Genomic DNA, 19,873 nt, shown 5'->3' with positions numbered 1-19,873 from the left:
AGCTGCAAGCTACAAGTCAGAGCGGCTCGCTGTTTCTTGCCGCTTGTAGCTAGAAGCTTGCAGCTGTTTTTATGCTTTTGTGGAGAACCGGTAGCCGGTGCCGCGCACGGTTTGTACCAGATTTTCGTAAGCGTCGCCGAGGGCCTTGCGCAGGCGCCGGATGTGCACGTCGACGGTGCGCTCTTCAACATAGACGTTGCCGCCCCAGACCTGATCCAGCAACTGGCCACGGGTGTAGGCGCGTTCCTGGTGGGTCATGAAGAATTGCAGCAGACGGTATTCGGTCGGGCCCATCTCGGCCGGTTTGCCGTCGATGGTCACGCGGTGGCTGATCGGGTCGAGCAGCAGACCACCGACTTCGATCGGCGCTTCGCCGTCGGTCGGGCCGGCGCGGCGCAGCACGGCTTTCAGGCGTGCGACCAGTTCGCGCGGGGAAAACGGTTTGGTGATGTAGTCGTCGGCGCCGACTTCCAGCCCCTGGATCTTGTTGTCCTCTTCGCCCTTGGCGGTGAGCATGATGATCGGGATGTCCCCGGTCAGCTCATCACGTTTCAGACGACGGGCCAGCTCGATGCCGGAGGTGCCGGGCAGCATCCAGTCGAGCAGGATCAGGTCCGGCTTGCGGTCGACGATGATGGCGTGGGCCTGCTGCGAGTTCTCTGCCTCAAGGCAGTCATAGCCGGCCATTTCCAACGCAACGGCGATCATTTCGCGAATGGGCGCTTCGTCGTCGACGATCAGAATGCTCCTGCCAACCATGCCTTAATCCTCTTGTCATTTAACTGTCTTGCGCCGCATTAGATAACGGAATTATTGCAGTCGTGTGACAGTATTTTAGTCCGGCGGCGATTGTGCAAATCCTGAACTAAGCTCTAAGTCCGAATCCTGACAACCACAAAAGAAGGTTTCCATGACTCAAATGACTGTTTCTTTCAAAGCACTGCTGATGGCTGCCGCCCTGACGCTGCCTGGATTTGCCATGGCCGCAGAGCCGGCCATGATGAAGGACGGCATGATGGTCGACCACAAAGGCATGACCGTTTACACGTTCGACAAGGACGCTGGCGGCAAGTCGATGTGCAACGGCGATTGCGCGAAGAACTGGCCGCCAATGATGGCGCCGGCGGGAGCCAAGGCTGAGGGCAAGTGGACGGTCATCAAACGCGATGACGGCATGATGCAGTACGCCTACGACGGCAAACCGCTGTACACCTTCATGAAGGATGAAAAGCCTGGAGAAATGAAGGGCGATGGCATGAAAGACGTCTGGCATGTCGTCCACGAATCGCAGAAATAATCTGGCCACCCTGTAGGAGTGAGCCTACTCGCGATAGCGGTGTATCAGTTAGCGAAAATGCCGACTGATACACCGCTATCGCGAGCAGGCTCACTCCTACATTGATTTGCGTTTAGCGCAATGCGTAATCCAGCACGATCCCGACGAATATCGCCAACCCGGCCCAATGATTGTGCAAAAACGCCTTGAAGCATCGCATGCGGTCGCGATCGCGGGTGTACCAGAACTCCCATGCATAACACCCGGCAGCCACCAGCAAGCCGAGATGGAACCAGACGCCCAGCTCGAACTTCGACCCCGCCAGCAACAGGCAACCCAGCGACAGAGCCTGCAAGCTCAGGATGATCACCCGGTCCGCCTCGCCGAATAAAATCGCGGTCGACTTCACGCCAATCTTCAAATCGTCGTCACGGTCGGTCATCGCGTAGTAGGTGTCGTAACCCACCGTCCACAGCAAGTTGGCGATCCACAGCAGCCACGCCGCCGCCGGCAACTCACCGGTTTCGGCTGTGAACGCCATCGGCATACCCCACGAGAATGCCGCGCCCAGCACCACTTGCGGGTAATAGGTGTAACGCTTCATGAACGGATAGGTGAAGGCCAGTGCCAAACCGCCTAGCGACAACCAGATGGTCGGCGCATTGGTGCACAGCACCAGCAGGAAACTCACGCCCATCAACAGGGCGAAGAACACCAAGGCTTCTTTCGAACTGATCTTGCCACTGGCCAGCGGCCGCTGCGCGGTGCGTTTGACGTGGCCGTCGACCTTGCGGTCAGCCCAGTCGTTGATCACGCAGCCACCGGCGCGGGTCAGCACCACGCCGAGGACAAAAATCACGATATTGGCCAGCGACGGCGAGCCTTTGCCGGCAATCCACAGTGCCCACAGGGTCGGCCACAGCAGCAAATAAATGCCGATCGGCTTGTCCATCCGGGTCAACTGAATGAAATCCCAGGCGCGCGGGTTCAAGCGGTTCAGGGACTTGAGCAGGCTCTGATACATCAGCAGTTCTCCGGATGGGCGCGGGCGGCGTTCCACAGACTCGGCAGGAAGATTTCCGCGACCAGTACGCTCAGCGCGCCACGGTCGAAACGCGAGCGGCGACCCCACAGCTCGGGCGCTTTCGCCGCTGGTGGCAGCCATTGTTCAGGGTAGTGGCAAACTTCGATGGCGCGGCGCTGGAACGCCTGGTCGCAAAACAGCAGTTCGCCCAGCGAGCGACTGCCCAGTTCATCCATGTGCAAGCCATCGCCCTGCAAGGCGGCGCGAGAAGCGACGCTACGGGCGAATACCCAAGCCTCGCCATGACCGCGTAAATACACCTCGCGTACCCAGCCTTCACTGCCTTCAGCCAGATCCAGTGCAGCGCATTCGTCGCTGCGCAGGGTGTCCCAGCCTTCGAATAACGGTGTGACGCTGAAGCCATCATCGGACAGCCGCGTCAGCCGGCGGGTGAGGGAGCCTTCGTCGAACAGCCAGTCGAGGGTCAACGAATCGGGAAGGCGCGTCAGTCGGCTTTGAGTCAGCCAGAGCGGGGCCGGGCAGGCATTTGAATGTTGCACAATGAGTCATTATTGGCCGCAAATGAGGCGGCGAGCTTACCATGGCGAGCTGCGATATTGATTGATCCGGGTCGCCGTTGCGCCGAACAGGCTTGCATCTGCCCGGCTCCATCAGTACAAAACGCCCTGAGCCGGATGGCAGCGCAACACCCATCGACCGTCCGCGTCGGCACCAAGCCTGAACCCTGAGGAAGTACCTGAATGAAAAAGTGGCAATGCATCGTCTGTGGCCTGATCTACAACGAAGCCGACGGCTGGCCGGATGACGGCATCGCGCCGGGCACCGCTTGGCAGGATGTGCCGGAAGACTGGCTGTGCCCGGACTGCGGCGTCGGCAAGATGGACTTCGAAATGATCGAAATCAACTAAGCAAATCACAAGGAGTAAGGCATGAGCGCACCTGTCGTCATCATCGGCACCGGCCTGGCGGGCTACAACCTGGCCCGCGAGTTTCGCAAGCTCGACAGTGAAACCCCGCTGCTGCTGATCACGGCTGATGACGGCCGCTCTTACTCCAAGCCGATGCTCTCCACCGGTTTCGGCAAAAACAAGGACGCCGACGGCCTGAGCATGGCCGAACCGGGCGCCATGGCCGAGCAGTTGAAGGCCGAAGTGCGCACCCACACGCGCATCAGCGGCATCGATGCCGGCCACAAGCGCTTGTGGATTGGCGAGGAGGCGGTCCATTACCGCGATCTGATCCTCGCCTGGGGCGCAGAAACCGTGCGCGTACCGATCGAGGGCGATGGCGCCGATCTGGTGTTCCCGATCAACGATCTTGAAGACTACGCGCGCTTTCGCGCAGCGGCGGCCGGCAAGCGCCGGGTGCTGTTGCTCGGCGCCGGCCTGATTGGCTGCGAATTCGCCAATGACCTGATCCTTGGCGGCTACGAAGTGCAACTGGTGGCGCCGTGCGAACAGGTCATGCCGATGTTACTGCACCCGGCCGCTGCCGCTGCGGTGCAGGCTGGGCTGGAAAGTCTTGGTGCGAAATTCCATCTCGGCCCGGTGCTGACCCGATTGCAGAAAGTCGCTGATGGCCTCGAAGCGCACCTGTCCGACGGTCAGGTCATTCCTTGCGACGTGGTGGTTTCGGCCATCGGCCTGCGCCCACGCATCGATTTGGCGGCGGCTGCCGGCGTACAGGTCAATCGCGGCGTCGTGGTCGACCGGTACCTGAAGACCTCCCACGCCAATATTTACGCGCTGGGCGACTGCGCCGAGGTCGACGGGCTGAATTTGTTGTACGTGATGCCCCTGATGAGCTGTGCGCGAGCACTGGCACAAACCCTCGCCGGAAACCCGACCGCCGTGAGCTACGGGCCGATGCCGATCACCGTGAAAACCCCGGTGTGCCCTCTGGTGGTTTCGCCACCGCCACGGGGCAGCGAAGGCGTCTGGACGGTTGAAGGGCAGGGCGCCGACATCAAAGCCCTGTGTCACAGCGCCGACGGCCAATTGCTCGGTTACGCGCTGACCGGTGCGGCGGTCATGGAAAAACTCGCCCTGAACAAACTGCTTCCAGCCCTGCTGGCGTAAATACCGGTCGTTCTGTCGGAATCACCCCGCTTTTGCCCTTACAAAGGTCGCGGGGAGACTGGCGCCGCCGGTATCCGCGTGCCATTCTCACTCCCGTCTGCCGCAGAGTAGAGCCTGCGGCGCCTTGGGCGCTGTTCCAACGAGAACAGCACGGACATAACAACAAAAAACCGTCAAAGGGGCTTCACTAATGCGTAAACCAGAACTCGCCGCTGCAATCGCTGAAAAAGCAGATCTGACCAAAGAGCAGGCCAACCGCGTACTCAACGCCGTTCTCGAAGAAATCACCGGCGCCCTGCATCGCAAGGACAGCGTGACGCTGGTCGGCTTCGGCACCTTCCTGCAACGCCACCGCGGCGCCCGCACCGGGAAAAACCCGCAAACCGGCGAGCCGGTTAAAATCAAGGCCAGCAACACCGTTGCGTTCAAGCCAGGCAAATCGTTGAAAGACAGCGTTAATCCTTAATTGCGGCGAACTCCCTGAATAACGGGGAGCAGCGCAATAAAAAATGGGCACACCGATTGCGGTCGGGTGCCCATTTTTTGTGCCTGCCAATCGGCTTATTGACGCCGGAAGCAGGCCTTGCCGTTGCCGAAATCCACGGCCAGGCAGTTCGGCTCGATCGCCAGTTGCAGATCCTGAAACAGGGCCGACAAATCGCCGTTCGACGCCGGTTTGGTTTCGCTCTTCAGCGTCACGGTGTTGTTTTCCACCTGCCAGGTACCCTTGGCAAACCCGTCAGCACTGCCATACGCCACGCCGGCGTCAAACGTGCCGTCCTTGCGCAGCAGCAACTCGGCGCCCATTTCCATTGCGCCGTTTAAATAGTAATGACCGTCCAGTGGCGGGGTATCTGCGGAGGCTTGAGTAACGGGAAGCCAGATCAATGCTGCGAACAACAGGGGTTTCAATTCCATGAGGTAGTGCTCCTTACCAGCTCCCGAAGGGGATGCCGAATTTTTCGATGTAGGCTTTTGATTCCGGTGATAGAGGCAGGGCGTACCGTCCCTCGTTTTTTCCTTGATACGGGCCTTGCTTCACTACACTCCCTTCGACCCGGGCAATCTCTACAGACTTGAGGCAAGGCCCTCCAAGCCAGACCTTCACTATGCCGCCGGGAGCCAAGCCGATTCCGACGTCGTCGCGGTAGTCAGTGATCCATTTCCCATCAAGCCTGCAGAAAGCTTTCTCGGGTTTGCGCATGATTTCCCGAGCTAACTCGGGAATGAGGATATAGGCCTCATAAGTCTGAGGTTCGGCCAGTGATTGCCAGCGTACGTAGATCAAGCGGGGCAGGTCGGCGCCGGTGATATCCCGCCCTGCGCCACTTCCGGGGTTTTCTGGCCACCCTGCGGGCGTACCTTTGTTATCAGCGGGAGCTCTCACCGAAGCAATTCCGGCTCCGGCACGTCGGAATACTCGCTCTCGAATATCCACCACATCGGCGGTTTCGACCCAGACCTCCATGTAGTCCGGTGCTCCGAAGCCAAGGAACCAGGGCAGTCTGTCTTTCGCTTGAGCATGAGTCTGAGTGCAAACCGCCAGCAGAAAACCGAAAAGCGGACTTAAGTATTTGGTTATGTTATGGCTTGGATTCCACGGTGAGATCACCGGATTGTGTTTACCACGAGCCAAAGGGAATACCGAATTTTTCGGTATAGGCTTTGGATGCATCAGAAAGAGGTCGATGTTTACCGCCGGATTTACCTTCGTAAGGACCTTTCGGATTGACCGTTCCTTCCACGCGGACAATCTCGACAGCCTTCAAGCAGGGCCCTCCAAGCCAGACCCTGGCAATTCCGCCGGGTGCCAAACCAATACCGATGTCATTGCGGTAATCGGTGATCCATTTCCCATCAGCCTTGCAGAAAGCTTTTTCCGGCTTGCGCATGATTTCCCGGGCCGATTCGGGAATGACGATATAGACCTCATAGGTTTGAGGTTCGACCAGCGACTGCCAGCGCACATAGATCAATCGGGGTAGGTCGGCACCGATGACATCACGACCCGCGCCACTGCCAGGATTTTCTGGCCAGCCCGCGGGGTGGCCCTTGTAATTGTGCGGCCTTCGTACCGACGCTATCCCGGCTCCGGCGCGTCGGAAAACACGTTCTCGGACATCTACAACGTCTGCAGTTTCAATCCAGACTTCCATATAGTCTGGTGCTCCAAAACCAAGAAACCATGGCTTTTTATCCGCAGATTGAGCATAGGCTTGCGTGCAACCCGCAAGCAGTAATCCCAACAGCAAAACTGCGACCGTTTGGGTGCGGTCTCGCGGAATGCTCGGTGTGTTAGCCGCATTGTAGTTACCACGAGCCATAGGGAATTCCGAATTTTTCGATATAGGCTCTGGACTCAGGTGAAAGAGGTAGTGCATAGCGGCCCTGACTTTTTCCTTGATCCGGGCCCTGCTTGTTGACGGTCCCTTCAACCCGGGCAATCTCAACTGCCTTCAGGCAAGTCCCTCCAAGCCAGACCTTCACTATGCCCCCCGGCGCAAGTCCAATACCCATATTGTCGCGGGATTCGGTGATCCACTCCCCACCAAACCTGCAGAAAGCTTTTTCGGACTTGCGCATGATTTCCCGGGCGGATTCCGGAATGACGATGTAAGCCTCATAGGTTTGAGATTCGGCAAGTGATTGCCATCGCACGTAGATCAGGCGTGGCAAGTCGGCGCCGGTTACATATCTGCCTTTGCCTCTGCCGGGGTTTTCTGGCCAGCCAGCGGGCTTTCCTTTGAGGCCAACGGGCGTTTGTACCGACGCAATACCAGCTCCAGCACGCCGGAACACTCGTTCCCGAACATCCACGACATCGGCGGTTTCAATCCAGACCTCCATGTAGCTGGGTGCTCCAAAGCCAAGGAACCAGGATGTTTTTTCCGACGCTTGGGAGATATTTTGTATGCAGCCAGCCAGTACAAATCCTAAGAAAAGCCACACACCTTTGATGATGGGTCGATTGAAGTCATTCATTCAGGTGCACCACCCGTTGGTTTTTTTTAGCCGGTCGATTTATGAACACAATGCTCATATCACTGCTGTTCAGATTTTTGGCCGCGTTCCAATGAGCGGAAAGATGTATATATCGGCTCCGTAGCAAAGCTCTTTCTTCAATAGTCAGTCCTTCAACGGAGGACTCACCTAAGGCGTAAGCCTGGAGTTTCTTATGGATGAGTACCAACTCTTCGGGCAGATTAAGAGCGGATGTCTCAGGGATAACTTTCAATGGCACACCGTTTCTGAGCGCAAGTTCACGCATGATGCGCAGATACACCAGCGACAGCTCACCATGAACGGGACGCTCAATGCGGGCTGCCGCGTAAACCTGCTTCTGGGGATCCGGGTTGGTTCTTCCCTTTTCTGTTGTTTGCGCAACAGGTCTTTCCCACACAGCCACCTGTAACTGGTTACCCGAACCGTCATCATCGATAACACCCTTTGCATACCATGAAAACGCTTCCTTCTCAGCTGCGATATAGGCCCCACTACGGGTCGCTTCTTTGCCTTGGCTGATGGTGCTGGTGATTGGGTCGCTCAGCAGAAGTTTTTCCTTGGCTCTGGGTAAGTATCCACCGCCGAGATCGGAGTGTGAGCCGGGCAATAACAGATCAATTTCGCCCAAGCTGTTAAGCGCGAAATTCTCACGGTATTCATCACGCGCCACTAGATGCACCACCTTGTTGGCGCAACCTTCCGGCAGCCTTAATTCGAGCCCGGGGTTCCTACTGTTAGCGCCGGTAAAATCCAGCAGCCATGGGTTGGCGATTGCTGCGACGGTGTCGAACAGCCCGATGAAGTTGATCTGCGTGTCGATTTTCGGACGCCAGCTAAAGCCGTTTACCAAACCTTCGATGCCATTTGGAAACGATTTGGCAAGAAGCCCCCCACTACCTTTGAACACCTCATTGGCAAAGTGCCTTGCCGCTGCAGCTCCTCGACTGAAACCAAAAATATCGAATTCGATCTGTTGAATTACTAACTGCGGATTTCGTTCCACAAGCAGGCTTATCTGCTCCTTGATAACCGCTGGGCATTGTTCGACGCGTGCTACTACTCCTGTCTCGCCTCGACCTGTTGCTTGTGAGTAGAGAGAGTCGGTGCCATTGCTTTTGGTACCAATGCCTTCGATGTAAACCGCTATCGATGCGCTTTTAGTGGTATCCGGTAAAGCTTCGTACGTATGGTCGGTATACAACTCATACAACCGCACAATATTGCTCACATCATTCCCATAACTGTTATCCGGCGAGTTTCCATCCCCGTCGTAACCGTAAGCAGCGCAGTGTTTCTGTATCTCTTCGGCCGCCTCCGCGAGATTGGCATCCGGCGCGTAGCAAGCGGCGACTGTTTCGCTGTTGGCCTTATTGTTCCCTGTCCCATCGAAAAACACTCCGATGCGCAAGGTGATGCCGCCCGGCGCTTCATCCTCCAGCTCGACTTCTTCCTCCTCTTCTTCGAGTTCGTCGTCTGCGCGTGTGTGCACCGCTGGCGCAACGGGTAATGCGCCATCCAGTCCAGGCAGCAGCAGGTGGGGGACTTCACTGTCGTGTGGCTTGCGTCCCGTTTCAATTTCCGTGCTGCTGAAAATGCCGCCCGCATCGATCACGAGGTGATGGCCGCCGGCTTTCAGAGTGATGCTGGCGCCGGCATCCAGCACCACACTGGCGCCGGCCTTCAGATGCACTTGCTGGCCGGCCTCGATGTCGAGAGACTTTCCAGCCTGGGTGTAACTGCTGCCATTGATGGTTTCGCGGCGTTCGTTGCCCACTTCCAGTTGAAGGCTGTTGCCGATTTTTTGCGCCATGTCGCGTTGCGCGCGCAGGTAGATCAGTTCCTGTCCCGCGCGATCTTCAATCGACAGTTCGTTGTAGCCGCCATTGCGCGGCGAGCTTTCGCTGCGCAAGACGGTTCTGGTCTTGTGGTCGGGTAAAGAGTAGGGCGGCGTGGTAACTCTGTTGGCCACACAACCGGTGATCAGCGGTTTGTCCGGGTCACCCTCCAAAAAGGACACCACGACTTCCATGCCGACCCGCGGAATGGTCACAGCTCCAAAATGATCTCCGGCCCAACTGCTCGCCACGCGTACCCAGCAACTGCTGCGCTCACTGTTGAGTTCTTTGCGATCCCAAGGAAGTTCGATCTTTACGCGACCTAACTCATCGCAGTAAATTTCTTCGTTTTCAGGGCCGGTAACCCGTGCGGTCTGGATCACCAGCGGGCGGCGTGGTGCAGGCAGCGGAGGCCGGAAAACCACCTCAGCGGGAATCACGCTAAAGCGATTTCGGTAGCCCTGGGTAAAGCCATCGGCGGTTTTGACGTCGGTGGGACTGGACTCCTCAAGCACTTGTGGCTGTCGGCCTTCATGGCCGACGCTGAGCAGAAGCCACAGGTCGTTGCACTTTTTACGCGGGTGCCCGGTTAGCTCAAACAAGTGGCCACAGCGCAGATTCGTCTGATCGCTTTCGCCGTCGCCCAGTTCGTAATCGCTACGGTGGCGCTCCAGTGCCTGACGGGCAATTTGCTTGCCGCGCCTTGCGTTCTCGATCAGCAGCGGATAACGGTAGTCCTCCAGCGTTGGAGTGAATCCGGCGGTGAAGCCGCTTTCAAGCAACAGGCTCGGGCGTTTCAGGTCGTAGTCACGACGGGTGACGGTGCTAGTGCGCGTACTGTTGCGCACCCAGAATCGGCTGATGACCTGATGTTCGGCCACCATGCCTGATTTCTGCAGATATGGCAGCGCGGCCAACTTGGGGAGAAACACCTGGTCATCGGTGAACACCAGCAAATGGCCGTCCGCCGAATGCTGGTGATGCCAGGCGATCCCGTCTTCAGCGCACAGCCTCTGGATAAATTCAAAGTCGCTTTCCTCGTACTGAGTGCAATAGTCGCGTGGCGGGTTCGGGGTGACATGAAAGGTGAACGCATCACCTTGAATACCGTGACCCTTGAGCACCTGCGCGATGATCTGCGGCACCGTGCGCTGCTGAAAAATCCGTTGGTCATGGCTGAACTGCAAGTAGTACAACGCCGGCACCAGCGTCAGTTGGTAATTGGTGAGGCGTTTTCCGGCTTCACCCATCCGCACATTTTCAATGCGTCCGTGAATGCCTTCTTGGTTAAACCCGAATTGCAGAAACGCCGGCTGACTGAGCAGACCTTCTAGATCAATATCCGCTCGTTCACTGACCAGTTCGACCCGGATGGCGTACAGGCAGCTGATGGCTTCATCACCATCAAATGCGAGCACCTTGAAGTCGTGGCGAACTCCGGGAATCTGCAGGGTAAAAGGCGCGCAATTGCCCGTGCTGAACATACGCTTGTCCTTAAGCAAAATGAGTCGATGCGCGGTGTTCGATCGTCCCTGATCGCCACGCGTAAAAAATTTGCCAAGGCACGCTAGCTGCGGGGGAAATAAATTGATGTAAGAACCGTCTCTGACATTTGTCAGAGACTTCCGGGTTGTAAAGTGTTGTATGAATTGAAGGAGATGACTGGAGGAGGGGAGTTCGATAACTATTGAATTAGCACGAATGTGCAGTTTTTCCGGCCTGCTGAAAGTTTCACAAAGTAATTTGCCATCAAATTGATGGCACTTTTTCTGTTCGTCATTGTCCTCGCTGAATTATTCAAAGAGGCCGATGCATTTTAGGAAGTCTCCTACTTCTATTTTTTTCAAGAGTTGTCATGCTTGCCGCCCTGTAATGGGAAGGGCGTCCGGCAGGATGTCGTCTCGCCGCGCAGAAGCGCTCTAGCTCAGGGCTTTGGCAAGGGAGAGAGAAATGTGGCGAATATAAATGACTATCAGGGATTCCCTTGCGACATATAGGGCGATCTCCTACACACCCCAATGAACACTTCGTCTTGTTGTTTAATCAGATGCTTGCTAGTGGCCATCATAGTGATTACGATGCGCCCACTTGAAAGAGCACATCTCAATTGGATGAGTCGCTGCACTGCTCTTCGATACTGTCCCGCGCCGCGGTTACTCCAATAGGCGCCTGACTGTAATCCTTAATAAAGGCCATGGATGTCCTACTCAAGCAAACTTTCCGCCCATTACCTAGAACTCGCAAAAGTCTCTGTTTCTAAAGAGAATTTCGCGGGCGAAGACGTTCGTTTTTCGAGCGAATTCGAGGCGCTGGAAAGTGAGCTGGCCAAAGCCTCGTCGATGCACGAAAGCGGGCAGATCGACTGGCTGAAAATTCGCGAAAACAGCGAAAATCTGCTGCGGACCCAATCCAAGGATTTGCGTGTCGGCGCCTGGCTGACCTGGTCGCTGTACCAGCGCGAATCCTTCCCCGGGCTGCTGGCCGGCCTCGGTCTGCTGCACCACTTGTCGGAAAACAACTGGGCCGACGTTCACCCGCTCAAACCCCGCACACGTGCCGCGGCCATTGGCTGGCTGGTGCCGCGTCTCGAGCAGGTCATCACCGAAAACATTGCGATCAAAGAGCAGTTGCCGATGTTCCGGCAGCTCTCCGAGCACCTGTCCGGTCTCGAAGCGGCCTGCGCTGAACACCTGGGCGATGACTCGCCGCTGCTGCTGCCGATCTCCCGTCGCCTGAAAACCATGATCCAGCGCGCGGCCGACAACCAGCCGGCCCCCGGTGTGGTCGGTGCGGCGGTGGCTCAGGTCAAACAGGCCGCGAGCCAGTTGCTCACCCCCGGCGCACCGATCGACAACGAACGAGACGCGCATAAAGCCCTGCGCGCGCAACAGGAAAGTGCCCGGCCGTTGTGCGCCTGGTGGCTCAAGCAGAAGGCCACCGACCTGCGCGCCCTGCGCCTCAATCGCACGTTGCTGTGGATGACCATCGACGCAGTACCCGAGCGCAACGCCGAACAGATCACCGTGTTGCGCGGTCTGCCGCTGGAAAAACTCAAGCTCTACCAGGACCGCTTCGATCAGGGCAAATACGCCGACCTGCTGGTGGAACTGGAGGCGAGCCTGGCGAAGGCGCCGTTCTGGTTCGATGGCCAGAGGATGGTCTGGGAGTGTCTCCAGAACCTCAACGCCGAGTTGGCAATGCGCGAAGTGGAAATCCACTTCGCGCTTTTGGTTCAACGGCTGCCCGGCATTGTCGAGTTGCGCTTCCATGACGGCGCGCCGTTTGCCGATCCGTCCACCCGGGCGTGGATCGCCGCCAACGTCATGCCGCACCTGCAAAGCGCCAGCGCGCCGCGCAAGGTCGAAAGCGAAAACGTCGAAACCCAGCCGGCCTGGGAAAAGGCCCTCGAGGAAGTCCTGCCGCTGCTGCGCAAGGAAGGCTTGAAGCCTGCCGTGCAGACCCTCAAGCAGGGTTTGCAGTCGGCCCACGGCGGGCGCGAACGCTTCTTCTGGCAGTTCGCCCTCGCACGCCTGTGCTTCATGGCCAAGAAGTACGAACTGGCCAAGAACCAGCTGGAAACCCTCGATCAGACATTACAGGACTCAGGCCTGCACGCCTGGGAGCCCGATCTTGCATTGGAAGTGCTGCACCTGCTGCACAGTTGCTGCGAGTTGTTGCCGCAGAACCATGCCGTACGTGAACGCAAGGAAGAGATTTATCGCAGGCTGTGCCACCTCGACCTCGAAGTGGTACTCGAATAGGCCCCAGGGCCACAACCGCAAGGAGAAAAGCCATGGCCAAAGAAGGCTCGGTAGCCCCCAAGGAACGCATCAACGTCACCTTCAAACCCGCCACCGGCGGTGCTCAGGAAGAGATTGAACTGCCGCTGAAGCTGCTGGCAATTGGTGACTACACCCACCGCAAGGACGATCGCAAAATCGAAGATCGCAAGCCGATCAGCATCGACAAGATGACCTTCGACGAAGTGTTGGCCAAGCAAGAACTGGGTCTGACGCTGAGCGTGCCGAACCGTCTGCAGGAAGATGGCGAGGCCGACGAGCTGGCTGTGCAACTGCGCGTCAATTCGATGAAGGACTTCAACCCGGCCAGCCTGGTCGAGCAAGTGCCTGAGCTGAAAAAACTGATGGAACTGCGCGATGCGCTGGTGGCCCTCAAAGGCCCGCTGGGTAACGCACCTGCGTTCCGTAAAGCGATCGAAGGCGTGCTCGCCGACGACGAATCCCGCGGTCGCGTACTCGGTGAGCTGGGCCTGAACGCCGCAGCCCCGGACGCCTGAGACTCCAGCCAAGGAAGCCAACACAATGAGCACTAGCGCAGCACAAGAGAAGAGCGCCGCCAGCGGCGAATACAGCATTCTCGACAGCATCATCGCCGAAACCCGTCTGACTCCGGACGACGAAGCCTACGACATCGCCAAACGCGGTGTGTCGGCGTTCATCGAAGAGCTGCTCAAGCCGCAGAACAACGGTGAGCCGGTCAAGAAGGCCATGGTTGACCGTATGATCGCCGAGATCGATGCCAAGCTCAGCCGTCAGATGGACGAAATCCTGCACCACCCGGACTTCCAGGCTCTGGAATCGTCGTGGCGTGGTCTGCAGTTGCTGGTCGACCGCACCAACTTCCGCGAAAACATCAAAATCGAAATCCTCAACGTCTCCAAAGAAGACCTGCTGGACGATTTCGAAGATTCGCCGGAAGTCATGCAGTCGGGCCTGTACAAGCACATCTACACCGCTGAATACGGCCAGTTCGGTGGTCAGCCTGTGGGCGCGATCATCGCTAACTACTACATGTCGCCAAGCTCGCCAGACGTGAAGCTGATGCAGTACGTGGCCAGCGTTTCGTGCATGTCCCACGCGCCGTTCATCGCTGCGGCCGGTCCGAAGTTCTTCGGTCTGGAAAGCTTCACCGGTCTGCCGGATCTGAAAGATCTGAAAGACCACTTCGAAGGCCCGCAATTCGCCAAATGGCAGAGCTTCCGTACTTCGGAAGACTCCCGTTATGTTGGCCTGACCGTGCCGCGTTTCCTGCTGCGTAACCCGTACGATCCGGAAGAAAACCCGGTCAAATCGTTCGTGTACAAGGAAACCGTTGCCAACAGCCACGAGCACTACCTGTGGGGCAACACTGCCTACGCGTTCGGCACCAAGCTGACCGACAGCTTCGCCAAATTCCGCTGGTGCCCGAACATCATCGGCCCACAGAGCGGTGGTGCTGTTGAAGACCTGCCGTTGCACCACTTCGAAAGCATGGGCGAAATCGAAACCAAGATTCCTACTGAAGTTCTGGTTTCCGACCGTCGTGAATACGAACTGGCCGAGGAAGGCTTCATCTCCCTGACCATGCGTAAAGGCTCCGACAACGCGGCGTTCTTCTCCGCCAGCTCGGTGCAGAAACCGAAGTTCTTCGGCATCAGCGCAGAAGGCAAGGCGGCAGAGCTGAACTACAAGCTCGGCACCCAACTGCCGTACATGATGATCGTCAACCGCCTGGCTCACTACTTGAAAGTGCTGCAGCGCGAGCAACTCGGTTCGTGGAAAGAGCGTACCGACCTCGAGCTGGAACTGAACAAGTGGATCCGTCAGTACGTCGCCGACCAGGAAAACCCGAGCGCCGAAGTCCGTGGCCGTCGTCCGCTGCGCGCTGCGCAAGTGATCGTCAGCGACGTTGAAGGCGAGCCGGGCTGGTACCGCGTGAGCTTGAACGTGCGTCCGCACTTCAAGTACATGGGTGCCGATTTCACCCTGTCGCTGGTTGGCAAGCTGGACAAAGAGTAAGAGCGACTCATGGACGGATACGGCAGCCTGTTCGAACGCCTCAACGGCGACGCGCAACTACGCAAGGGCAACAGCCTTGAGGCTTGTGCCATGGCGTCAGTGGCTGCCCATCTGGCCAAAATGCTCAGCACCCGGGCCGGCAGCGTGCAAACGCTGTCCGACTACGGGTTGCCCGATCTCAATGACATGCGTCTGAGCCTGCACGACTCCCTGAGTCAGGCCCGTCTGGCCATCGAAAACTTCATCGAAGCCTACGAGCCGCGCCTGAGCAATGTGCGTGTCATTTCCCTGCCGCGTGACCACGATCAGCTTCGCCTCGCCTTCAGCATCGAAGGCCTGCTGGAAGTTGAAGGTTTCAAGCGTCAGGTCAGTTTTTCCGCGCGCCTGGATGGCAGCGGACAAGTGAAGGTCACCTAAGGAGAACCCCGATGTCTGGCAAACCTGCAGCACGCGTATCCGACCCCACCGCTTGCCCACTTCCTGGCCACGGTACCAACCCGATCGCCGCCGGTTCCGGCGACGTGTTCTTCGACGGCCTCGCGGCCGCCCGCCAAGGCGATGCCTCCGCGTGTGGTGGTGCGATGGTTGGTGGTTTGGCCACGACGGTGAAAATCAACGGTAAGTCTGCTGCCACTGTTGATTCCGTAGGCTCCCACGGTAACAAGGTTACGGCTGGGTCTTCGACGGTGATTATCGGGAATTCGCATACGCCGGCGCCGTTTGTGCCGCCGTCGCCGCTGATGCTGTTTTCACATACACAACAGGTGGTGATGGAAGATCAGGATGGAAATCCGCTGTCGGATATTCCTTATCAAATTACAACCTCCAAAGGGAAAGTCATCACCGGTCAAAGTGATGCAATGGGCAGAACCGAGTTAGTCGGAGGAAAAGAGGGTGAAACTTTCGACTTCCACGCGGCGATTGATGGAGCGGCACTATGAGTGCAGAAGTTCTGTCGACGTTAATGGCTCGCTCGGTTGCTTTGACTCCGAAAGCGGACAAGACTCCAAAAAAAGTGACCTATAAGGTTTTTTGGAAAACAACGGCTTTTTGGACTGATGCAGACGTTGCCGACTTTCACAATGATGCGCCATTGATTGCAGAAAAATTGATCAATGAACAGTATTGGAACAGAGAAGGCGCAGTCACTAACAATAAATTTACGTGCGAAGATTTTGCACTTAGGGTGTTGTGTGAGTTCGCGTCGAAGCGTGGGCTACCAGTCAAGTTGAAAACGGGTGTCCGAACATACCGTAACATGGAGAACTACGCGGCAGCGAACCATGACAGATATGCGTCCAATATGTTTGGATTCAGTGAAATGGTTATGTTGACTTACGGTGCTCCCGACATGCAGCGAGTCGGTGAAAACACCTTGGCAGTGGAGTCCGTAGAGGGATTGTTACCTGGCGATATCCTAGCGCAGGCGAAGGATCGTCCAGCTGATCTCGCGCACCACATTCAGATGGTTGTCCGTATTACTGAAACGGAAATTGAGATCCGGCAAGGAAATACCTCTGGTGCCAGCTTTCGTCCAATCACAACGATACAGAAGTGGATGGGTGCAAACATGGCTGACCCGCAGAACTCTGGGTACGCGGGCATGCTGATCGAGACCGGGCTTTATCGAAAGGCTGAAGCAGGTTGGAATTATAAAAATCTCAGCACCGGCTCAATGGCCGAAGATTTTTTGAGTATTTTTTTGTTTTATCGATGGAATTTCATGGAGTTCAATAAGTGACTATTCAAGGTTACTTGGCCGGAGTGGCTGATAGCGATTTGTTTGGCACTTTGGCAATTATTTGCTTGGTAGTTGCTTTGTCCGGGATTTCTGCGCGAGTCAGGGAAAGGAAGACGCATAAAATCATGATGTTCGTGTGCGTGATGATGATTCCGATCATGCACGTGATTGGAAGTATTTATTTGAACCAGTCACCTGCCTGAGATGATTTTTCGGCTGTCGAAGACTGGCGATTTCTCTCGAACTCTCGAGTATGCCAGTCGCACGAACAGCGCAGAATTGCACCAGCCATCAGATTTCCCCGATTCCAACCACAGGCAGGTAACCCGTGTCCTTTAACCACTACTACCAAAGCGAACTCACCGCACTGCGCCAACTCGGTCGCCGTTTCGCCGAGCGTAGTCCGGCGTTGGCGCCGTATCTGGGGCAGGCCGGGCGGGATCCGGATGTGGAGCGGTTGCTCGAAGGCTTTGCGTTTCTCACCGGGCGTCTGCGGCAGAAGCTCGATGACGAGCTGCCGGAGCTCAGCCATTCGCTGATGCAGCTGCTGTGGCCGAACTACATGCGCCCGCTGCCGGCGTTCAGCATTTTGCAGTTCGATCCGCTCAAGCGTTCCGGCCCGGCGCTGCTGGTCGAGCGCGATACACCGATCGAGAGCAAACCGATTGAAGACGTGCGTTGCCGCTTCCGCACCTGCTACCCGACCGAAGTGTTACCACTGGATCTGGCCGCGCTGAATTACTCGGTGAAGGGCGACGGTTCGCTGCTCAGCCTGCGTCTGGAAATGAGTGCCGACGGCCACCTCGGTGAGCTGGAACTGAGCAAACTGCGCCTGCACTTTGCCGGTGAGCGCTACATCAGCCAGATGCTTTATCTGAGTCTGCTGCGCAACCTCGAAGGTATCGAGTTGATCCCGCTCGACGGCGCCGGCAAACCGATTGATGGCGTCAGCGGCAAGCCGATGGCGTTCAAGATTCCCGGTGATCGGGTCAAACCGGTGGGCTTCGCCGAAGAAGAGGCGTTGATCCCGTACCCGCTGAACACCTTCCGTGGTTATCGCTACCTGCAGGAATACTTCGCCTTCCAGGACAAATTCCTGTTCGTCGACGTCAACGGCCTGGACATCATCAACGCGCTGCCGGAAGACACCCTCAAGCAGATGCGCGGCCTTGAGCTGCGCTTTGATATCCGCAAGAGCGGCATCATGCGCATGCGGCCGACCCTGGATAACGTGAAGCTGTTCTGCACGCCGATTGCCAACCTGTTCGCCCACGACGCGCTGCCGATCCGCCTCGACGGCAAGCAGGACGAATATCTGTTGCTGCCGGCGGAATACGATCTGGAAAACTGCGGTGTGTTCTCGGTGGAAACCGTGACCGGCTGGAAGCCCGGCGGCCTCGGTTATCAGGAGTACGTGCCGTTCGAATCCTTCGAGCACGACCCGAGTTTCGACGTGCCCAACAGCCGTCCGCACTACAGCATTCGCCAGCGCTCTTCGCTGTTGCACGACGGCCTCGACACTTACCTGAGCTTCGGCATCCGCCACACCGAAGCCCACGAAACCCTGTCGATCGAGCTGATCTGCACCAACCAGAACCTGCCGCGCAAGCTCAAGCTTGGCGACATCTGCATGGCCTGCGAAGAGACGCCGGAGTTCTTGAGCTTCCGCAACATCACCCCGGCCACTTCCAGTTTCGCGCCACCGCTGAACCGTGACTTCCTCTGGAAGCTGATCAGCAACATGTCGCTTAACTATCTGTCGCTGGCCGACGTCAATGCGTTGAAGGTGATTCTCGAAACCTACGACCTGCCGCGCTACTACGACCAGCACGCGGAGAAGGTCAGTAAGCGCCTGCTCGGCGGCCTCAAGCACATCAAGCATCACCACGTCGACCGCTTGCACCGTGGGTTGCCGGTGCGCGGTTTGCGCACCGAACTGACCATCGACCCGGAAGGGTACATCGGCGAAGGCGACCTGTTCGTTTTCGCTTCGGTTCTTAACGAGTTTTTCGCGCTTTACGCCAGTCTCAATTCATTCCATGAGCTGCGCGTAAAAAGCACACAGGGAGAGGTGTACCAATGGACACCACGTATGGGCCTGCAGCCCCTGCTTTAAGCGGGCTGACCAAGGTAATACGCGAGTACTCGCTGTTTCAGGCCGTGCTGCTGGTGATCGACCGGCTGCGCGAGGCACACCCGTACCTGAGCGAAGACGATCTGTACGACCACGTGGAGTTTCAGGCCAACCCGAGCCTGGGCTTTCCGCGCAGCGACGTTGATCGCGTCGAGTTTTTCGAAGAACACGGGCAGATGCGCGCGCGCATGCGTTTCAACCTGATCGGTCTGGTCGGCTCGGGCTCGCCGCTGCCGGCGTTCTACGGCGAACAAGCCCTGGGCGACAGCGAGGACGGCAACCCGACACGCAATTTCCTCGACCTGTTCCACCATCGCCTGCAACGGCTGATGCTGCCGATCTGGCGCAAGTACCGTTATCGCGCAAGCTTCCAGAGCGGCGCGATCGACCCGTTCTCCTCGCAGCTGTTCGCCCTGATCGGTCTGGGTGGCGACGAGATCCGCAAGGCCAAGGAACTCAACTGGAAACGCCTGCTGCCTTACCTCGGCCTGCTCAGCCTGCGGGCGCACTCGGCGGCGCTGATCGAAGCCGTGCTGCGTTACTACTTCAAGCACGAAGACCTGGTCATCGAGCAGTGCATCGAGCGCCGCGTGGAAATTCTCGAAGAGCAGCGCAATCGTCTGGGCCGCGCCAACAGCCTGCTCGGTGAAGACCTCGTGCTTGGCGAACACGTGCGCGACCGCAGCGGCAAATTCCGCATTCACATCACCGAACTCGACTGGCAGCGATTCCATGAATTCCTGCCGATCGGTTTCGGTTACCAGCCGCTCTGCGCGCTGGTGCGGTTCACCCTGCGTGACCCGCTTGATTACGACATCCGCCTGGTTCTGCGCCAGGAAGAAATCCGCGAACTGCGCATCGGTGAGCAGAACGCCTGTCGCCTCGGTTGGACCAGTTGGCTGGGCCGCGAAAAAGCGGACGGCGTGGTGACCCTGGGCAGCAAAATTCATTAAGGACGTGAGC

General features: G+C 57.5%; 21 protein-coding genes. 13 read left to right on the top strand and 8 right to left on the bottom strand.

The window, feature by feature from the left end; translation table 11 throughout:
• Positions 1-69: 69 nt before the first annotated feature.
• Positions 70-759, bottom strand: a complete 690-nt coding sequence (gene phoB / locus BK670_RS28270) for a phosphate regulon transcriptional regulator PhoB (protein WP_007896474.1) — start codon at positions 757-759, stop codon at positions 70-72.
• A 151-nt stretch (positions 760-910) separates the two neighbouring features.
• Here phoB and BK670_RS28265 point away from each other — a divergent pair, with 151 nt between their 5' ends.
• Positions 911-1,297, top strand: a complete 387-nt coding sequence (locus BK670_RS28265) for a COG4315 family predicted lipoprotein (protein ID WP_123454720.1) — start codon at positions 911-913, stop codon at positions 1,295-1,297.
• 112 nt (positions 1,298-1,409) lie between these two features.
• On the opposite strand, the gene ubiA is transcribed toward BK670_RS28265, so the two are convergent.
• Positions 1,410-2,300, bottom strand: coding sequence for a 4-hydroxybenzoate octaprenyltransferase (gene ubiA, locus BK670_RS28260; RefSeq protein ID WP_123454718.1), 891 nt, complete (start codon positions 2,298-2,300; stop codon positions 1,410-1,412).
• Positions 2,300-2,860 (bottom strand): chorismate--pyruvate lyase family protein, encoded by a 561-nt coding sequence (locus tag BK670_RS28255; RefSeq protein ID WP_123454716.1) that lies wholly within the window; start codon positions 2,858-2,860, stop codon positions 2,300-2,302. Before BK670_RS28255 ends, ubiA begins: the two co-directional genes overlap by 1 nt.
• A 201-nt stretch (positions 2,861-3,061) precedes the next feature.
• Here BK670_RS28255 and BK670_RS28250 point away from each other — a divergent pair, with 201 nt between their 5' ends.
• The 3 genes from BK670_RS28250 (at position 3,062) to BK670_RS28240 (ending at position 4,865) form a co-directional block, all read left to right on the top strand.
• Positions 3,062-3,229, top strand: a complete 168-nt coding sequence (locus BK670_RS28250; RefSeq protein WP_064589849.1) for a rubredoxin — start codon at positions 3,062-3,064, stop codon at positions 3,227-3,229.
• 21 nt (positions 3,230-3,250) lie between these two features.
• Positions 3,251-4,399, top strand: coding sequence for an NAD(P)/FAD-dependent oxidoreductase (locus tag BK670_RS28245; RefSeq protein WP_123454714.1), 1,149 nt, complete (start codon positions 3,251-3,253; stop codon positions 4,397-4,399).
• Positions 4,400-4,589: 190 nt separating this feature from the next.
• Entirely contained in the window at positions 4,590-4,865 is a 276-nt protein-coding gene (locus BK670_RS28240) for an HU family DNA-binding protein (RefSeq protein WP_003213368.1), read from the top strand.
• A 95-nt stretch (positions 4,866-4,960) separates the two neighbouring features.
• On the opposite strand, the gene BK670_RS28235 is transcribed toward BK670_RS28240, so the two are convergent.
• The 5 genes from BK670_RS28235 to tssI are packed head-to-tail and all read right to left on the bottom strand — an operon-like array spanning position 4,961 to position 10,721.
• Positions 4,961-5,317 (bottom strand): hypothetical protein, encoded by a 357-nt coding sequence (locus BK670_RS28235; protein ID WP_110718151.1) that lies wholly within the window; start codon positions 5,315-5,317, stop codon positions 4,961-4,963.
• Between the two features lie 13 nt (positions 5,318-5,330).
• A complete protein-coding gene (locus BK670_RS28230; RefSeq protein ID WP_123454712.1) occupies positions 5,331-6,074 on the bottom strand; it encodes a DUF2931 family protein in 744 nt (247 codons plus the stop codon).
• Positions 6,022-6,723 carry a DUF2931 family protein gene (locus tag BK670_RS28225; RefSeq protein ID WP_123454710.1) on the bottom strand — a complete coding sequence of 234 codons (702 nt, stop codon included), beginning with the start codon at positions 6,721-6,723 and terminating at the stop codon, positions 6,022-6,024. The genes BK670_RS28230 and BK670_RS28225 overlap by 53 nt, the downstream gene beginning before the upstream one ends.
• On the bottom strand, positions 6,710-7,381 hold the full coding sequence (locus BK670_RS28220; protein WP_123454708.1) for a DUF2931 family protein: 672 nt from the start codon (positions 7,379-7,381) through the stop codon (positions 6,710-6,712). The genes BK670_RS28225 and BK670_RS28220 overlap by 14 nt, the downstream gene beginning before the upstream one ends.
• A complete protein-coding gene (gene tssI / locus BK670_RS28215; protein ID WP_123454706.1) occupies positions 7,374-10,721 on the bottom strand; it encodes a type VI secretion system tip protein TssI/VgrG in 3,348 nt (1,115 codons plus the stop codon). The genes BK670_RS28220 and tssI overlap by 8 nt, the downstream gene beginning before the upstream one ends.
• A gap of 714 nt (positions 10,722-11,435) precedes the next feature.
• On the opposite strand from tssI, the gene tssA reads away from it, so the two are divergent.
• From tssA to tssG, 9 genes are all read left to right on the top strand, one after another.
• On the top strand, positions 11,436-12,998 hold the full coding sequence (gene tssA / locus BK670_RS28210) for a type VI secretion system protein TssA (RefSeq protein WP_007920270.1): 1,563 nt from the start codon (positions 11,436-11,438) through the stop codon (positions 12,996-12,998).
• A 32-nt stretch (positions 12,999-13,030) separates the two neighbouring features.
• Complete coding sequence (gene tssB / locus BK670_RS28205) at positions 13,031-13,534, top strand: type VI secretion system contractile sheath small subunit (RefSeq protein WP_003229587.1); 504 nt, start codon at positions 13,031-13,033, stop codon at positions 13,532-13,534.
• Between the two features lie 25 nt (positions 13,535-13,559).
• Positions 13,560-15,035 (top strand): type VI secretion system contractile sheath large subunit, encoded by a 1,476-nt coding sequence (tssC, locus tag BK670_RS28200; RefSeq protein WP_016772499.1) that lies wholly within the window; start codon positions 13,560-13,562, stop codon positions 15,033-15,035.
• Between the two features lie 9 nt (positions 15,036-15,044).
• The gene (tssE, locus tag BK670_RS28195) at positions 15,045-15,452 is read left to right on the top strand and encodes a type VI secretion system baseplate subunit TssE (RefSeq protein ID WP_123454704.1); all 408 of its coding nucleotides are present in this window, start codon (positions 15,045-15,047) and stop codon (positions 15,450-15,452) included.
• An 11-nt stretch (positions 15,453-15,463) separates the two neighbouring features.
• Positions 15,464-15,976, top strand: coding sequence for a PAAR domain-containing protein (locus BK670_RS28190; RefSeq protein ID WP_123454702.1), 513 nt, complete (start codon positions 15,464-15,466; stop codon positions 15,974-15,976).
• Complete coding sequence (locus BK670_RS28185) at positions 15,973-16,776, top strand: hypothetical protein (protein ID WP_123454700.1); 804 nt, start codon at positions 15,973-15,975, stop codon at positions 16,774-16,776. The genes BK670_RS28190 and BK670_RS28185 overlap by 4 nt, the downstream gene beginning before the upstream one ends.
• Complete coding sequence (locus BK670_RS28180; RefSeq protein ID WP_259697602.1) at positions 16,773-16,979, top strand: hypothetical protein; 207 nt, start codon at positions 16,773-16,775, stop codon at positions 16,977-16,979. The genes BK670_RS28185 and BK670_RS28180 overlap by 4 nt, the downstream gene beginning before the upstream one ends.
• Positions 16,980-17,104: 125 nt before the next feature.
• Complete coding sequence (tssF, locus tag BK670_RS28175) at positions 17,105-18,892, top strand: type VI secretion system baseplate subunit TssF (RefSeq protein ID WP_122842179.1); 1,788 nt, start codon at positions 17,105-17,107, stop codon at positions 18,890-18,892.
• A complete protein-coding gene (gene tssG / locus BK670_RS28170; RefSeq protein WP_123454698.1) occupies positions 18,856-19,863 on the top strand; it encodes a type VI secretion system baseplate subunit TssG in 1,008 nt (335 codons plus the stop codon). The genes tssF and tssG overlap by 37 nt, the downstream gene beginning before the upstream one ends.
• Positions 19,864-19,873 lie beyond the last annotated feature (10 nt).

Origin of the sequence: Pseudomonas fluorescens, assembly GCF_003732425.1 — a bacterium.
In the GTDB taxonomy this organism is placed as follows: domain Bacteria; phylum Pseudomonadota; class Gammaproteobacteria; order Pseudomonadales; family Pseudomonadaceae; genus Aquipseudomonas; species Aquipseudomonas fluorescens_BE.
This window is presented reverse-complemented; position numbering and strand designations above follow the sequence as displayed.

Excerpts from the sequence above, each read along its gene's own strand:
- tssG (WP_123454698.1), top strand. The coding sequence starts at position 18,856 with ATGGACACCACGTATGGGCCTGCAGCCCCTGCTTTAAGCGGGCTGACC.
- BK670_RS28185 (WP_123454700.1), top strand. The coding sequence starts at position 15,973 with ATGAGTGCAGAAGTTCTGTCGACGTTAATGGCTCGCTCGGTTGCTTTG.
- tssE (WP_123454704.1), top strand. The coding sequence starts at position 15,045 with ATGGACGGATACGGCAGCCTGTTCGAACGCCTCAACGGCGACGCGCAA.
- BK670_RS28250 (WP_064589849.1), top strand. The coding sequence starts at position 3,062 with ATGAAAAAGTGGCAATGCATCGTCTGTGGCCTGATCTACAACGAAGCC.
- tssC (WP_016772499.1), top strand. The coding sequence starts at position 13,560 with ATGAGCACTAGCGCAGCACAAGAGAAGAGCGCCGCCAGCGGCGAATAC.
- ubiA (WP_123454718.1), bottom strand. The coding sequence starts at position 2,300 with ATGTATCAGAGCCTGCTCAAGTCCCTGAACCGCTTGAACCCGCGCGCC.
- BK670_RS28225 (WP_123454710.1), bottom strand. The coding sequence starts at position 6,723 with ATGGCTCGTGGTAACTACAATGCGGCTAACACACCGAGCATTCCGCGA.
- BK670_RS28230 (WP_123454712.1), bottom strand. The coding sequence starts at position 6,074 with ATGCATCCAAAGCCTATACCGAAAAATTCGGTATTCCCTTTGGCTCGT.
- BK670_RS28265 (WP_123454720.1), top strand. The coding sequence starts at position 911 with ATGACTCAAATGACTGTTTCTTTCAAAGCACTGCTGATGGCTGCCGCC.
- BK670_RS28240 (WP_003213368.1), top strand. The coding sequence starts at position 4,590 with ATGCGTAAACCAGAACTCGCCGCTGCAATCGCTGAAAAAGCAGATCTG.
- BK670_RS28245 (WP_123454714.1), top strand. The coding sequence starts at position 3,251 with ATGAGCGCACCTGTCGTCATCATCGGCACCGGCCTGGCGGGCTACAAC.
- tssI (WP_123454706.1), bottom strand. The coding sequence starts at position 10,721 with ATGTTCAGCACGGGCAATTGCGCGCCTTTTACCCTGCAGATTCCCGGA.
- BK670_RS28190 (WP_123454702.1), top strand. The coding sequence starts at position 15,464 with ATGTCTGGCAAACCTGCAGCACGCGTATCCGACCCCACCGCTTGCCCA.
- tssB (WP_003229587.1), top strand. The coding sequence starts at position 13,031 with ATGGCCAAAGAAGGCTCGGTAGCCCCCAAGGAACGCATCAACGTCACC.
- BK670_RS28220 (WP_123454708.1), bottom strand. The coding sequence starts at position 7,381 with ATGAATGACTTCAATCGACCCATCATCAAAGGTGTGTGGCTTTTCTTA.
- BK670_RS28235 (WP_110718151.1), bottom strand. The coding sequence starts at position 5,317 with ATGGAATTGAAACCCCTGTTGTTCGCAGCATTGATCTGGCTTCCCGTT.
- tssA (WP_007920270.1), top strand. The coding sequence starts at position 11,436 with ATGTCCTACTCAAGCAAACTTTCCGCCCATTACCTAGAACTCGCAAAA.
- phoB (WP_007896474.1), bottom strand. The coding sequence starts at position 759 with ATGGTTGGCAGGAGCATTCTGATCGTCGACGACGAAGCGCCCATTCGC.